The following is a 13,288-nucleotide window of genomic DNA, read 5'->3' on the forward strand; positions in this document are numbered from 1 at the left end:
TTCCACTCCCATTTCTTATTGCGCTCCCTTACTCTTGATGCCGATATGAAGAGCCGCGATGCCTCCGGTAAGCGGAAAAGCTTGAACTTGGGTCAGTCCCGTTTTTCTGAAAATGTCAGCCAACTGCTTATGATCAGGAAAATGAATTAATGATTCCGGCAGCCATTTGTACTGCTCATATCGTTTGGCAATCAACTTGCCGAGCATAGGTAAAATATTTTGAAAATAAAAATAATAAAGCCCCTTGAACGGCTGCCAAGTCGGCTTAGACAGCTCCAAAGAGACGACCATGCCTCCAGGCTTGACGACTCTCTGCATTTCCTCGATGACCTTCACCAGATCCGGCACATTGCGAAGCGCAAAGCCGATCGTCGCATAGTCGAACGTATTATCCTCGAACGGCAAGCTCATCGCGTTGCCTTGAGTGAGCTTGATCTGCGATTCGAGCCCCGCTTCCCGCACTTTCACGGCTCCGTAATCAAGCATATTTTGACTGAAGTCGAGACCGATCACTTGACCGCTGCCGCTCGCCCGCGCCGTGCTGATCGTCCAGTCGCAGGTTCCGCAGCATAGATCGATCGCCGTACTGCCCGGCTTGACAGCCATTTTGCTCATCGTAAATTTTCTCCAGGCTTTATGCCTGCGGAAGCTGAGAATATCGTTCATCAGATCGTATTTCGGCGCGATGCTCTCGAAGACGGAATGAACGAATTCTTCTTTTGACTTCGCTTTGGATTGCACGAATTTTCACCTCAAATTTCTTCCAGCGCTTTAGGTGTCGAGAGGTAACGCGCAAAAGGCTCTCCAATCAATTGCAGCTCCTTAGCCAATTCCTTCGATTCCAGCGTCTGCAGCTTATCCTGCAGCTGTTTCATGCATGAATCCAGCATTTGGTACAGCTGCGGCGTAATTTTATATTTAAGCCAGATGGACCGCAGCTTGGCGTAGTCCGGATCTTCGGCTTGAACATGCTTGCCCTCTTCTTTGGAAGCTTGATGCAGGATATGCCAGTATCCCCAGCTGTCCCGGTACTGCTGTGCCGATTCCGAGCGGCCGATCTCCAGCAGCAGCACTTCGCACCGCGTGAACAGCCCCAGCACCTCCGGCCACGCATGCCGCAGAGACTCCTCCATCAAACAGGCGAAAGCCAAATACAGCTGCGCGCGGATTTCGACCGACAGCTTGATGTAATCGTCGGCCGTCAAGTTCAGCTGTCTCATCTTTTGATACAAATTCATCTTCTTGCGGTTGACTTCGCAGATGGCGTTCGACAAGATCCCTATCAGCTCGATCTGTCCCGCATGGGAAAGCAAATAATAAAAACGGCTGCTAAAGTAGTCTCCGGCCAACACCTTGAGCTGCCTCGACCTTGCCGCTTTCGTTTCCTTCGCGTTATTGGTGATGCTGACCAAATCATGCGTGTCCATCCCGATTTGGACCAAAGAAGTGACCAGACTGAACAATTCGCTGTAGCCTGATAACGAGCTGTGTCTGCTTAAGAACGCATACAACAAATGTGTCCGAAATTCAGGAAATACCGGCAAGTCGGTATGCTGCCGGATCATGTCGTAATCCATATATTTTCGGGCCATTTCGGGGATCCGATAAGAATTCATAATGTGCCTCCGAACCAATCCAAAGAATCGCTGATATCACAATCTAAATTATTATAGCACAATCCGCAGAGACTCGCACAATACTTGTCTTAACTTTTTGCGTCGAATCGCTGCTGCCATTTTGCCGTATACGTCACGCGGAAATGCGATTGCAAATATTGCTCCATCTCCTCTGCGCTCTGCGTTCTGGGCGTGATTTCCCCAGGAAGCCACTTTTCCCTTCGCGCATCCGTAGCCAGCAAAAGCGACGTGCCGCCTTCTTTCGAGCCGTCGAGAACGCGAATCAGCACCTGATTGATATTGGTCGTGCCGCTGAAGAAGTAACGGGATAACTCGTACATATCCTGTATGATCTCCGCCTTCTCCGAAGAAGGGGAAGCAAACAGGTCGACCGATACGATCGCATGGGTCAGCTCGACATGGCTTATGCGCAGATGCAGCTGCACCTTGCTCATCACGTCGACGATATTGTTATCGGAAACCGGCTGCGCTTTAACGGTATGAAACGCCGGGATATTCCACTTGCTTTCCAGCTCAGGCAAAATGGACAATCCCAGAACAAGACCTACGGAAAGTACAATGGTGATGAGAAGACGGGAAAACCATTTCATCGGACAAAATCCTCCTTCACTTCATCTGCGTCGTGTGTGAATGCTTGGCCGAAATCCCTCTTCTATCATTGTACAACGAAAAAAAGCAGGCTATGCCTGCGAAATTTGAAAAATTATTCCTCCGTATCCAGAACCCCGTGCTTTGTCATCACGACCGCTTTGCCGCGGATTTTGACAGCCGACGTGTGCGCCGTAAACTGAGCGATCATCACTTCGCCTTTGTCCAGCTTCTCGGTGTGATGAAATTTCGTATCTTGCCCGCGGGTGAGTCCGATGACCTGAACGCCGTTCTCTTTGGCCTTTATGATGAAGTAATCCCCTTGATTCACGTTACCAGCTTCCATGGCAATCTTCCCTTCCTGTCCAACGTCTTTACTTGTATGATGCAGAAAAACAGTCCCGTTGTCAACTATTGCCGGCGGCATATCGCTGGCGACAAAAGAAAAGCCGCCCGTCAGGCAGCCATGGTGTCTGTTGCGTATGCATTGTCTTTCTTTTTGCTGTAGAAGCCTTTGAAGCGCTGCGGCAGCAACCGGGTCGCCACGCCGATCAACAGATCGGCCAGCTTCACGATCAAGTAAGCGAACGCCATTCCGGCGATCACGTCAAGCACCCAGTGAATTTGCAAATACAGCGTCGAGAAAATAATCGCCGAGCAGTATGCGACCATCATGTATTTAAAAATCCGATCCTTTTCGCGCAAAGCCAAAAGCAGCATCGCAAAGGAGATCGACGTATGCATGCTCGGGAAGCAGTTCATGACATTGACGAGCAGATCGTTCTCCGTCGCAAACTGGCGTCCCAGCAGGTCGGGCTGTCCTTTGACCCACCAAACTTCGCGCAGCAAAATCAAATTGTAAAACGGCAGTATGAGCGGGAACTGCAGCAAATGCCCGGACAAAGCGTAAGACATCATCTTCTTGACGCTTTTGGTCCAGAAGCTGCGCACGATACAAACCCACAGCGACAGAACGAAGCCGTAGTTATATACCCACACCATCCAGTTGTCCAAGCGAGGGCGGGCGATGATTCGGGTCCATGCGCCGTCGTTGAAGGGGATGCTGTTCATCATGCTGTCCCAAGTCCACGGATGGCGATTGTTTTCGAACATCCAGTTGGCGATCTTCCACCACAGCCCGTTGCCCGAGCCGTAGAAATAATAAAATACGCCCAGCAGCGGCAGGCCGAAAATAAAAAAACGTTTCCAATCGACATCGGTTTGATCTTTGCGGACTCCCAATAAGCAAATCATCAGCAGCACCCAGCAGGCCGTGCTCCAGTTGCCCACGACGCCGATCCTCCAAACCAGGAAAATCGAAACAATGATGCCGTACATGGTCCAGTCGTTGGACGCAAGCCACATTCTTGCTTTCTCTCTCACTCTAGTAAGCCCCCTCATTCATCTAACCGCGGCTATTCAAAACAAAAAGACACCGATTTTACGATGTCTTTTTCATGGTCGGAGTAACACGATTCGAACGTGCGACCTCACCCACCCCAAGGGTGCGCGCTACCAGGCTGCGCCATACCCCGATTGTCATGTAAACAAGTATTATTATAAGATGGCTAGGCCCGATTTGTAAAGTATTGATGAAGATTTTTTGGGCTAGAAATATAAACACCCGAACCTTTACGATTCGGGTGTTATGCTATCGAAATAGCCGTAAGACTTATGTACTTACGCTTGATTATTGGATTCCGTCTCTCAGAGCTTTACCCGGTTTGAAAGCCGGGATTTTGCTGGATGGAATTTCGATTTCTTCACCCGTTTGCGGATTGCGTCCTTTACGAGCGGAACGTTCACGAACTTCGAAATTTCCGAATCCTACCAGTTGCACTTTATCCCCGCTTTGCAGAGCTTCGGAGATCGCTTCAAAAACAGCCTCAACCGCTTTAGTAGCATCCTTCTTGGAAAGCTCGCTGGTTTCTGCCACCTTGTTAATCAATTCAGATTTATTCATGCCATTCACCTCCCCCCAAAACTTAATTTCAAGACGGTTCTTAGCAAAAGAGAAGTACGCCGTATTGACGATTTTTCCTGTTACTTCCTTTGTTAACCGAAAAGTTCAAAAATATACATGCAAGCCCGCTAAAACCTTGAGAGAAGCCTTTACCGGCAGCTTTCCAGCCCCAAAAGAGCGGCTATCTTTATCGCAGCGGAAGTTCGTCCGGATTACCAAACTTTGCTATTCCTATGCGGTAAATCAAGACTATAGTAATACACGGCAAACACTTTTTCAAGTCAAAACGAAAAAATGCACCCGCAAGAGTGCATTTTCTCCTGTATTTGGTGAAATTTATTACAAAATGATTGCGATCAGGCCGCCGGAGCCTTCGTTGATGATGCGCCCGAGCGTCTCCTGCAATTTGTACCGGGCGTTGTCGGGCATCATAGCCAGCTTGCCTTGAATGCCTTCGCGCACGATGGAATGCAGCGATCTGCCGAAAATATCGGATTCCCATATTTTGAGCGGATTGTCCTCGAAATCCTGCATCAGATAGCGCACCAGCTCCTCGCTCTGTTTCTCCGTGCCGATGATCGGCGAAAACTCGGATTCGACATCGACGCGGATCATATGAATCGACGGCGCCGTCGCCTTCAGGCGCACCCCGAAGCGCGAGCCTTGCCGGATCAGCTCCGGCTCATCCAAAGCCATCTCGGCGAGCGTCGGCGGCGCAATGCCGTAGCCGGTCGTTTTGACCATTTCAAGCGCTTCGGCAAAATGGTCGTACTCGCGCTTGGCGTGGCTGAATTCCTGCATCAGCTGCAGGAGATGATCCTTGCCGCGGATTTCGACCCCGACGACTTCCATCAAGATGCGATCGTACAGCTCGTCGGGAGCGTACAGATCGATCTCGGCCACGCCTTGCCCCATATTCATGCCGGCCAGCGCCGCTTTATCGATAAATTCGTATTCCTCGAAGTGGCTGACCACACGGTCCACATCGCGAAGTCTGCGGATATCCTGCACCGTCTCGCGGACGGAATTTTCAAAGTGGGAACGAAGCCAGTGGTTTTCCTCCAGCACCATAACCCAGCTTGGCAGGTTGACGTTAACTTCGTGAACGGGGAATTCGTAGAGCACTTCGCGGAGCACGGAAATCATATCGTCTTCATTCATATTCGCTACGCTCATGGCCACTACGGGAACGTCGTGACTCGCTTGCAGCTCGCCGCGAAGCTCCTGGGCGATTTCGCCGTTAGGCTTGGTGGAGTTGACGATCACGATGAACGGTTTGCCGACTTCCTTCAGCTCGGAAATAATCCTCGCTTCCGCATCGACATAGGAAGAGCGCGGAATTTCGGCGATGGAGCCGTCGGTCGTAATGACGACGCCGAGCGTCGCATGCTCCTGAATCACTTTGCGCGTTCCGATCTCGGCTGCCTCCTGGAACGGGATCGCTTCGTCGAACCAAGGGGTATTGATCATCCGCGGGCCGTTCTCGTCCTCATACCCTTTCGCCCCCTCGACTACGTAGCCGACGCAGTCCACGAGACGAACATTGACATTCAGTCCTTCAGCAACATGCAGCTGCACTGCATTGTTCGGTACGAATTTCGGCTCCGTCGTCATAATGGTCCGGCCCGCTGCGCTTTGCGGCAATTCATCCGTAGCACGGATACGATCGGCCTCGTTTTGAATGTTGGGCAGCACGATCGATTCCATAAAGCGCTTGATAAACGTTGATTTCCCCGTACGGACCGCTCCAACGACCCCCAGGTAAATATCCCCGCCAGTACGCTCTGCAATGTCCTTAAAGATATCCACTTTTTCCAATGAGAATCCCTCCTACAGGTTGTTTAAGACGAAACTCGTACACATGCTTTTTGGACTAGTAAAAATATATGTACTAGCTAACAAAATATGATGATTCGAAATCATATATTTTATTTTCAAATCACTCCTTGTTTGACAACGGCAACCTACCGCGGCTTCATCTCTTTGTGAATATATGAACGGTTGCCGCCTGATATTCTTGGACAAACGAAAAAAGTCCCCTTACAGGGACTCGCGGAAGGCGGGCCGGCTCGGCGGAAACGGCAAAAAGCCTCTATCTCCCTTGTAAAGGTTAATAGAGGCTCGGCTGCGCCGGATTATTCGAGAACCGGCGTCGGCTGTCCGTTCAGCCAATGATAGGGACCTGTGCGCGCCGGAACATAGTAGGATTCCTGCACGAGCAGCTCTCTTAAGTCCTGATTTGGCTTCAAGCTGCTTTGAAGCGATTTTTTGTCAATAAGGCGCATAATTTCCTCCGAATAATCGATAGATACCCGTCCCGTTTCATCGATCAGGAAGGGCAGCATCACCTGTCGCGTGTACATGCTGCTTGCCTGTATCGGCTTTTTGTTCATTTGGGCAAAATCGATCCGAAAATACGACGGAGCCACGGCTTCGCCCAGAGGCAGCTTTCCGTTATTTTTCGACTTGTACTCATCCACCTGCTTTTGCAGCTCTACCGTCAGCTGGAACGATGTCAAATCCATCATTTTGACCGTAGGCTCGGTTTCCGCATCGACAAGCACATAGATGGCCGTACCGCCGTTTTCAAAAGCGTTGGCCGGGATATTCGAGATCAGTCCGCGTTCCTTGAGCTTTTTGAAATCGATCGGGTATTTCTCGTAAAGCGGCGTCATTTGATCGCTGTTTTTGATAGGCAGCACGCCGGTTTTAGTATGAAACTGATCGACCGCATTTTGTACGACGAAGACATATTCGCCGGATGCGACCTGATTTTGTTTGAGCTGCTCCTTCGGATACATACAGCCCGAGAGCAATATGAACGCCGTCAGCATCCAAATCGGCGCCCATGCTTTCCGTAGCTTCCATTTCATCGGTTATTCTTCCTCCTGCTGCCGCTCCAGCTGCTTTCTTACGGCCGCTTTCAGCGGGTCCTCGGGCAAAGTAATGAGGCAATCGCCCGTCACTTTGGCTTGGCAAGCAAGCCGGAATCCCTCCTCCAGCAGACCGCCGAGCTTTAAACGTTCGTTCTGATTGGCGGCGGCCAATCCTTGATCGCCCGCCGTCACTTTGCACATCAGACAGGCGGCTTTTCCCCCGCAGCGGGTGCGGATCGTAACCCTCGCCCGGCGGGACGCATCGAGCAGAGTCGTTCCCGGGCGCACTTCAACCGATTTGCCGTCCGGCAAAAACGTTACGCGAGCCATCTGACCGTTCTCCTTTTCCTTCCGAGTTATCCTTGCAGCAGACGCTGCAAACGGGAGACGAGCGCATCGCTGAGCCGATTGCGCGCCACGAGCTGATCCAGCGCTTTCGTCCATCCGCCGTATCGGCTCGCCATCACCCGGGCGATGGCTTCATACCGGTCAGGCCGGTCCCTGAGCAGATTGAAGATCAGCTCATGCTCCAGCGGCATCAGCTTAAGCTGACGCCCTGCGCTGTCTGCGAGCGGGTACGACGCCGCCAGCTCCTTGTATAAATAGTCCGTCTCCACGCGGTACACGCTCTCATGCGCCGTCACCTCGAAATCTCCGACCAGCTCCAGCGTAATGCCGGACAGGCGGTAATGACTCAAGACGGAATAGTACACGGAGGAACGGTCCTCCTTCTGCTCATCGATCGAATAGGCCAGCAAAGCGCTATGGATGGCCGCCGCTCCGGCCCGGTCGGCATACATATCCAGGTCTCTGGGCGCCTTCGCGATAGAGACTCCCTGCATTAGCAAACCGCAGCTGCCTCCGATCAGCCAAGGCTCCTTCACCCGGCTCAAATCGGCAAGCAGCATCTTCAGCGCATCCCCCAGCTTGTCTATACCTTCCACGACAATCCCCTTTTCTTACCTTTAAAAATAAGGCTTATACTGCACCGTCACAGGCCCGTCCTGTTTGACGACAGCTTGGCAGCCAAGACGAAATCCGGCTTCGATCTCTTCCGGCTCCAGCCTGTCCAGCTCGGCGTCCGTCGGTTCGCTTAGCAGCCCGTTTCCTTCTTTAATCAAGCATCTGCATCTGGCACAGGTGCCCCGGGTGCAAGAGAACGACCAATCGACGCCATGCTTCATGGCGAGATCCAGAATCGTCAATCCGCCTTCTCTCTCTACTTCCTTGCGGACCTTGCGTCCAATCAACGTAATCATAGATGTTATACCCTCCAATACGTATGAAAAGCCTCTTACGGGGCGATCTTTGCGGCGGCCGCCGGTCTCGCCGGTCTAAAGCAATGAAACCAGCATGTACAGCAAAATCGGAATAAACATTAAAAAAGCGATGATCGACAATACTGCCCGAAGAACGCCCTTCGTTCTCGTTCTGGCAAAAGAAATGATCAAAGATGCGAACACCATCAACCCGATTGCGATAAACGACGCCCACATTTTATCCATCGAAGACATGAACTACGACCCCTATCGAATGAATTATTATGTATGATCGAAAACACCCAAAATATTCTTTGCTATTATAACATAAAAAAAGCATAAGCGCGCCCGAAGGACGCTTATGCCACGAAACTGTTATTTTTTTGAAATCAGCTTCATAAGCTGCTCCATCGTGTTGCCGTTCTTGCTGCCCTTCACCGATTGTATGATCTCATTGATGGTCGATTCGGACACCGGTACGTTCACCAGACCGGATACTTGCTTGATCAACTGCCGCAGCTGCGCTTCGCTTTGCATCGTGGAAGGCTTAACGCCGCTCGCCAGCTTATAAATATCTTTTTCGCTCACATTTTTTCCGGTTTTCTTTTTTACGGCATTCAAAATGTCTTTTGGCGTATGTTTGTCGGCCACTGTCCTGTCCCTCCTTAACCTCATAGCCCTCTAAAGGGGTTATGAACCTAAGGTATTGTATGAACCGCGGTCATGAACCGTGTAGGCGCATAACTACCCGAACCATTTTGTTTGCACAGGCTTGGCTACTTCCTCAAGCTCATGGGTGCGTCCGCGCCCCATCAAATCCTCTACCGCCGCCGCCGCCGTTTTCCCGTTGAACAGCACCTCGTACAGCTCGTCGGCAATCGGCATCGTCACATCGTATTGACGCGACAGCTTGTAAGCCGCTTGCGTCGTTTTGACGCCTTCGACGACCATCCCCATCTGCTTGAGCACGTCATCGAGAGGATGCCCCTGCGCGATCAGGTAGCCCGCCCGCCAATTACGGCTATGCTTGCTGGTGCAAGTGACGACGAGATCGCCGATTCCGGCCAGACCGGCAAAGGTGAGCGGATTGCCGCCCATCGCGGTGCCCAGTCTGCTTATTTCCGCAAGCCCTCTCGTCAGCAGCGCCGCCTTGGCGTTATCTCCGTAGCCGAGCCCGTCGGTGAGGCCCGCACCGAGCGCAATGATATTTTTGAGCGCTCCGCCTACTTCCACGCCGACGACATCGGGGTTGGTATACACGCGAAAGCTCGAATTGATCAGCAGATCCTGCGCCTCTTCTGCCGCTTCAGCATGTTCGGAGGCGACGACGACCGTTGTCGGACACTGCTTGATGACTTCCTCCGCATGGCTCGGACCCGACAGCACGACGATGCGCGAAGCATCGTATTCCGGAAGCTCGTCGGCGAGCACGGTAGACATTCTTTTCAAGGTATCCGCTTCAAAACCTTTCGTCGCATGCACCAGGATCGTCTCCTTGGAGAGATACGGCCGCATTTGCTTGGCTACCTCCCGCATCGCGGACGAAGGAGCCACCACGAAGACGCCTTTTGCCCCGCGCAGCGCTTCCTCCATCGAGGTCGTGGCGCGAATCCGCGGCGAAAGCTCTACATCGTCGAGAAACCGGTGATTGCGGTGCTCTGCGTTAATCTCCGCCACCTGCCGCTCATTTCTGGACCACAACCATACGTCGGAATCGTTCTCCGCCAAAACAGAAGCAATCGCCGTGCCCCAGCTTCCCGCAACCAAGACGGATACTTTGCCAGGCATGAGTCAACACCTCCGAATTATTTTTTGGAACCGATTTTACTTTCCTGACCTTTAACCAATTTGACGATATTGCCGCGGTGGCGGAACCATGCGAAGACAAACACAAACAGGCTCAGCCAAAAAATTTCTTTCGGTCCCTGCATGAACCAGATAAATAATGGTAAGAGGGCTGTAAACAGAAGAGAACCGAGAGAAACGTAACGGGTGAGTACGATCGCCAAGATACATACGATGCCGGCGTAGACGACGGCCATAGGAGCTACGGTAATCATAACGCCGATCGTAGTGGCTATCCCCTTGCCGCCTCTGAATCCGAAATAAATCGGCCAATTATGACCGGAGATGGCGGCCAGCCCGCACAGCGCTTCGATCAGAACGTCGCCGCCGCCCAGCCAGCGCCCGATCAGCACGCCCGCTACGCCCTTCAGCGCGTCGAGGATAAGCACCGTCACCGCGGGTCCTACCCCGAGAATCCGCAGCGTGTTCGTAGCTCCCGCATTGCCGCTGCCGTGCTCGCGGATATCGATCCCTTTGAGCAGCTTGCCCGCCAAATAACTGAAACTGATAGATCCCAGCAAATAAGCAATTATGATTGAAATAACGAAAAGCACCGCTGATCTCTCCCTATTCGTCGTCCGATTTTTTACGCGTGAACAATCTTAGCGGGGTTCCTTCGAAGCCGAATGCGGCCCGGACTTTGTTCTCCAAATAGCGTTCATACGAGAAATGCATTAATTCAGGATCGTTCACGAAGAAGACGAAGGTCGGAGGTTTGACCGAAACCTGAGTCGCGTAATTGATTCTCAGCCTTCTGCCTTTATCGGTCGGAGGCGGATTAATCGCTACCGCATCGGAGATGACGTCGTTCAATAGATGCGTCTGAATACGCAAAGCATGCTGCTCGGCCACCTGATCGACGACCGGAAGAAGCTTGTGGATGCGCTGCTTCGTCTTGGCGGACAGAAACACGATAGGCGCATAGGTCATAAACAGGAAATGATCGCGGATTTTTTGCGTAAATTGCTGCATCGTCTTATCGTCCTTGTCGACGACATCCCATTTGTTCACGACGAAAATCGCCGCCTTGCCCGCTTCGTGAGCGTATCCGGCAATATGTTTGTCCTGCTCGATAATCCCTTCCTCGCCGTTGATCAGCACAAGAACGACATCGGCGCGTTCAATCGCTTTCAGCGCGCGCATGACGCTGTACTTCTCCGTATTCTCGTACACTTTGCCGCGTTTTCTCATCCCGGCGGTGTCGATGATAACGTATTTTTGCCCGTCCCGCTCAAACGGCGTATCGATTGCGTCCCGCGTCGTCCCGGCCACATCGCTGACGATAACCCGGTCTTCACCCAAAATTGCGTTGGTCAGCGACGATTTGCCGACATTCGGGCGGCCGATCAATGCTACGCGGATCACTTCTTCCCCGTACTCTTCGTCATGCGTATCCGGGAAGTGATGGATGACTTCGTCCAGCAAATCGCCGATTCCCGTGCCGTGAGAGCCCGAGATACCGTACGGGGTGCCGAAGCCGAGGCTGTAAAATTCGTAAATATCGTCTTGCCGCTTTATATTGTCGACCTTATTGACAGCGAGAACGACCGGTTTCTTCGCACGGAACAAAATCTCGGCCACCTCGTTATCGGACGGCGTCACTCCGGCCTTCGCATCGACCATGAAAATAATGACATCCGCTTCCTCAATCGCCAATTCCGCTTGCACGCGGATCGATTTCAACATCTCATTGTCCCCGTCGATTTCAATACCGCCGGTATCTATAACGCTGAATTCGCGATCCAGCCATTCTCCGACTCCATATAGCCGGTCACGGGTTACCCCCGGCATATCTTCTACAATCGCAAGCCTGTCTCCGATAACGCGGTTGAAAATAGTAGATTTACCGACATTCGGACGGCCGACTATGGCCACTATGGGTCTTGCCACTTGACTTCATTCCCTTCCTAGCTGCGCAGTTAAGCAACATGAAAAATTTCACAATCTACATCATAGCATTTGCTTTCCTTGAAAGCAATGGAATCTATGACTTGCCATTATGAGGATGAACTTTTATGATCCACGAGAATCAGCGTCCCGTTCTCCAGATCGTGAGTGGTGGCGTCCAAAATTTTTTCCAGCTTGAACGCCACCTTTTGCAGCTCGTCCGCATCCTTGACGAAAAAAATCGGGGCTCCGCCTGCAACCTGCTGCTTATCGGCCGTGACCACCGCCATAATTTTGCCCATAGCGCATTCCTCCCTAACCTTCTGCAGTTACATCCGCTTCCGACGGCAGCCTAACGGCGCTCTCCAGCACCGGGGAGTTCAACAGAATTTGCCGCGCTTTTTCCGCGTCTTTGATCTGCGGCAGCAGGAAAACGGCCAATCTCCCGTCATTAATATCCAGCTTGGCGAGAGGAACCAGCGCCGGCTCCCCGTCATCCCGGTAGACGCCGAGTATCGTCGATATGTCGTGAAGCAAAGCCTGGCGCTGCCCGAGATTGGCAATCGTCACCCGGCTGTTCTGATTTTTGGGAACGACAACGAGCCCGATTCCGTGTTCGGCTATTTTTTGCCGGGTATCCTCCAAGCCGAGGTTCATGATGTAAATATCGTCCACGAACAGATTCGGTCCGTCGACGCGCACTTCTCCCTTCTGTACGTCGGCGATATGCGAAATGCTTTTGCCGCTCTTGAACCGGTTCGTAAACAAAATGGCGGCAATGCCGGCGACAATGCCCCAATACCATGCAAAAACGATGCTGAACAGCGCGGCGACGAACGCGGTGAATATGACCATATAGTTTCTGCCTTCGAACACCATGGCGATCCCTTCGATATAAGTCGCCCCCCGCGGCACAAGCTCCATGCTGTCGATTTTCGACAACGTTTGCCGTTCCATATTGCGGACATCGCGGAATTGCTGGGCCGCCACGGTCAAAAAGGTGATCGCGGTATAGTTTTTATCCAGCAGCGACGGCACCGCCACAGAGCCGAGTCCTGCGGCGATAACGCCAAGCGCAATGTGAATAATTTTCCCGTGAGGATAAGTCGGGTATTGCCGGTAATCCGTCTGCAGCATGCTCAATCTCGCCAGCAGACCGAATATGACCCCCATAATGATCCCTACCGTATATTTTTGCTCTGCAATCCACTGCCACATTCCGTGTCCCCCTTT

18 protein-coding genes and 1 tRNA gene are annotated in these 13,288 nt (G+C 52.1%); all 19 read right to left on the reverse strand.

Annotation, left to right across the window (positions count from 1 at the left end; translation table 11 throughout):
- Window positions 1–15: 15 nt before the first annotated feature.
- Complete coding sequence (locus SK3146_RS05420; protein WP_249864119.1) at window positions 16–741, reverse strand: demethylmenaquinone methyltransferase; 726 nt, start codon at window positions 739–741, stop codon at window positions 16–18.
- A gap of 11 nt (window positions 742–752) precedes the next feature.
- A complete protein-coding gene (locus SK3146_RS05425) occupies window positions 753–1,616 on the reverse strand; it encodes a heptaprenyl diphosphate synthase component 1 (RefSeq protein ID WP_249864120.1) in 864 nt (287 codons plus the stop codon).
- Window positions 1,617–1,705: 89 nt separating this feature from the next.
- Window positions 1,706–2,227 carry a hypothetical protein gene (locus SK3146_RS05430; protein ID WP_249864121.1) on the reverse strand — a complete coding sequence of 174 codons (522 nt, stop codon included), beginning with the start codon at window positions 2,225–2,227 and terminating at the stop codon, window positions 1,706–1,708.
- A gap of 113 nt (window positions 2,228–2,340) precedes the next feature.
- Window positions 2,341–2,571 carry a trp RNA-binding attenuation protein MtrB gene (mtrB, locus tag SK3146_RS05435; protein WP_249864122.1) on the reverse strand — a complete coding sequence of 77 codons (231 nt, stop codon included), beginning with the start codon at window positions 2,569–2,571 and terminating at the stop codon, window positions 2,341–2,343.
- Between the two features lie 110 nt (window positions 2,572–2,681).
- Window positions 2,682–3,608 (reverse strand): phosphatase PAP2 family protein, encoded by a 927-nt coding sequence (locus SK3146_RS05440; RefSeq protein WP_249864123.1) that lies wholly within the window; start codon window positions 3,606–3,608, stop codon window positions 2,682–2,684.
- A 75-nt stretch (window positions 3,609–3,683) separates the two neighbouring features.
- Window positions 3,684–3,760: transfer RNA gene (locus tag SK3146_RS05445), tRNA-Pro, on the reverse strand.
- A 155-nt stretch (window positions 3,761–3,915) separates the two neighbouring features.
- Window positions 3,916–4,188, reverse strand: coding sequence for an HU family DNA-binding protein (locus SK3146_RS05450; RefSeq protein WP_249864124.1), 273 nt, complete (start codon window positions 4,186–4,188; stop codon window positions 3,916–3,918).
- A 339-nt stretch (window positions 4,189–4,527) separates the two neighbouring features.
- Window positions 4,528–6,006: a stage IV sporulation protein A gene (gene spoIVA, locus SK3146_RS05455; protein WP_249864125.1), complete on the reverse strand. Its 1,479-nt coding sequence runs from the start codon at window positions 6,004–6,006 to the stop codon at window positions 4,528–4,530.
- A 317-nt stretch (window positions 6,007–6,323) separates the two neighbouring features.
- Window positions 6,324–7,061: a hypothetical protein gene (locus tag SK3146_RS05460; RefSeq protein WP_249864126.1), complete on the reverse strand. Its 738-nt coding sequence runs from the start codon at window positions 7,059–7,061 to the stop codon at window positions 6,324–6,326.
- Window positions 7,062–7,064: 3 nt separating this feature from the next.
- A complete protein-coding gene (locus tag SK3146_RS05465; RefSeq protein WP_249864127.1) occupies window positions 7,065–7,394 on the reverse strand; it encodes a 2Fe-2S iron-sulfur cluster-binding protein in 330 nt (109 codons plus the stop codon).
- 26 nt (window positions 7,395–7,420) lie between these two features.
- Window positions 7,421–8,008 (reverse strand): nucleotidyltransferase domain-containing protein, encoded by a 588-nt coding sequence (locus SK3146_RS05470; RefSeq protein ID WP_249864128.1) that lies wholly within the window; start codon window positions 8,006–8,008, stop codon window positions 7,421–7,423.
- Window positions 8,009–8,029: 21 nt separating this feature from the next.
- On the reverse strand, window positions 8,030–8,323 hold the full coding sequence (locus SK3146_RS05475; RefSeq protein WP_249864129.1) for a 2Fe-2S iron-sulfur cluster-binding protein: 294 nt from the start codon (window positions 8,321–8,323) through the stop codon (window positions 8,030–8,032).
- Window positions 8,324–8,398: 75 nt separating this feature from the next.
- Window positions 8,399–8,578, reverse strand: coding sequence for a DUF2768 family protein (locus tag SK3146_RS05480; protein WP_249864130.1), 180 nt, complete (start codon window positions 8,576–8,578; stop codon window positions 8,399–8,401).
- A 120-nt stretch (window positions 8,579–8,698) separates the two neighbouring features.
- On the reverse strand, window positions 8,699–8,998 hold the full coding sequence (locus tag SK3146_RS05485) for a stage VI sporulation protein F (protein WP_249864131.1): 300 nt from the start codon (window positions 8,996–8,998) through the stop codon (window positions 8,699–8,701).
- A gap of 69 nt (window positions 8,999–9,067) precedes the next feature.
- Entirely contained in the window at window positions 9,068–10,111 is a 1,044-nt protein-coding gene (locus tag SK3146_RS05490) for an NAD(P)H-dependent glycerol-3-phosphate dehydrogenase (RefSeq protein ID WP_249864132.1), read from the reverse strand.
- Window positions 10,112–10,128: 17 nt separating this feature from the next.
- Window positions 10,129–10,722: a glycerol-3-phosphate 1-O-acyltransferase PlsY gene (gene plsY, locus SK3146_RS05495; RefSeq protein WP_249864133.1), complete on the reverse strand. Its 594-nt coding sequence runs from the start codon at window positions 10,720–10,722 to the stop codon at window positions 10,129–10,131.
- Window positions 10,723–10,735: 13 nt separating this feature from the next.
- Window positions 10,736–12,058 (reverse strand): ribosome biogenesis GTPase Der, encoded by a 1,323-nt coding sequence (gene der / locus SK3146_RS05500; RefSeq protein ID WP_249864134.1) that lies wholly within the window; start codon window positions 12,056–12,058, stop codon window positions 10,736–10,738.
- A gap of 107 nt (window positions 12,059–12,165) precedes the next feature.
- Entirely contained in the window at window positions 12,166–12,357 is a 192-nt protein-coding gene (locus SK3146_RS05505) for a capping complex subunit for YIEGIA (RefSeq protein WP_249864135.1), read from the reverse strand.
- A gap of 13 nt (window positions 12,358–12,370) precedes the next feature.
- On the reverse strand, window positions 12,371–13,273 hold the full coding sequence (locus SK3146_RS05510; RefSeq protein WP_249864136.1) for a YIEGIA family protein: 903 nt from the start codon (window positions 13,271–13,273) through the stop codon (window positions 12,371–12,373).
- Window positions 13,274–13,288: the final 15 nt, after the last annotated feature.

The sequence above is a fragment of the Paenibacillus konkukensis genome (assembly GCF_023523925.1).
Lineage (GTDB): Bacteria > Bacillota > Bacilli > Paenibacillales > NBRC-103111 > Paenibacillus_S > Paenibacillus_S doosanensis.

Coding starts and splice junctions, on each gene's coding strand:
- SK3146_RS05425 (WP_249864120.1), bottom strand. CDS start 1,616: ATGAATTCTTATCGGATCCCCGAAATGGCCCGAAAATATATGGATTAC.
- SK3146_RS05465 (WP_249864127.1), bottom strand. CDS start 7,394: ATGGCTCGCGTAACGTTTTTGCCGGACGGCAAATCGGTTGAAGTGCGC.
- SK3146_RS05430 (WP_249864121.1), bottom strand. CDS start 2,227: ATGAAATGGTTTTCCCGTCTTCTCATCACCATTGTACTTTCCGTAGGT.
- SK3146_RS05485 (WP_249864131.1), bottom strand. CDS start 8,998: ATGAGGTTAAGGAGGGACAGGACAGTGGCCGACAAACATACGCCAAAA.
- mtrB (WP_249864122.1), bottom strand. CDS start 2,571: ATGGAAGCTGGTAACGTGAATCAAGGGGATTACTTCATCATAAAGGCC.
- SK3146_RS05475 (WP_249864129.1), bottom strand. CDS start 8,323: ATGATTACGTTGATTGGACGCAAGGTCCGCAAGGAAGTAGAGAGAGAA.
- SK3146_RS05450 (WP_249864124.1), bottom strand. CDS start 4,188: ATGAATAAATCTGAATTGATTAACAAGGTGGCAGAAACCAGCGAGCTT.
- SK3146_RS05480 (WP_249864130.1), bottom strand. CDS start 8,578: ATGTCTTCGATGGATAAAATGTGGGCGTCGTTTATCGCAATCGGGTTG.
- SK3146_RS05510 (WP_249864136.1), bottom strand. CDS start 13,273: ATGTGGCAGTGGATTGCAGAGCAAAAATATACGGTAGGGATCATTATG.
- SK3146_RS05505 (WP_249864135.1), bottom strand. CDS start 12,357: ATGGGCAAAATTATGGCGGTGGTCACGGCCGATAAGCAGCAGGTTGCA.
- SK3146_RS05490 (WP_249864132.1), bottom strand. CDS start 10,111: ATGCCTGGCAAAGTATCCGTCTTGGTTGCGGGAAGCTGGGGCACGGCG.
- SK3146_RS05460 (WP_249864126.1), bottom strand. CDS start 7,061: ATGAAATGGAAGCTACGGAAAGCATGGGCGCCGATTTGGATGCTGACG.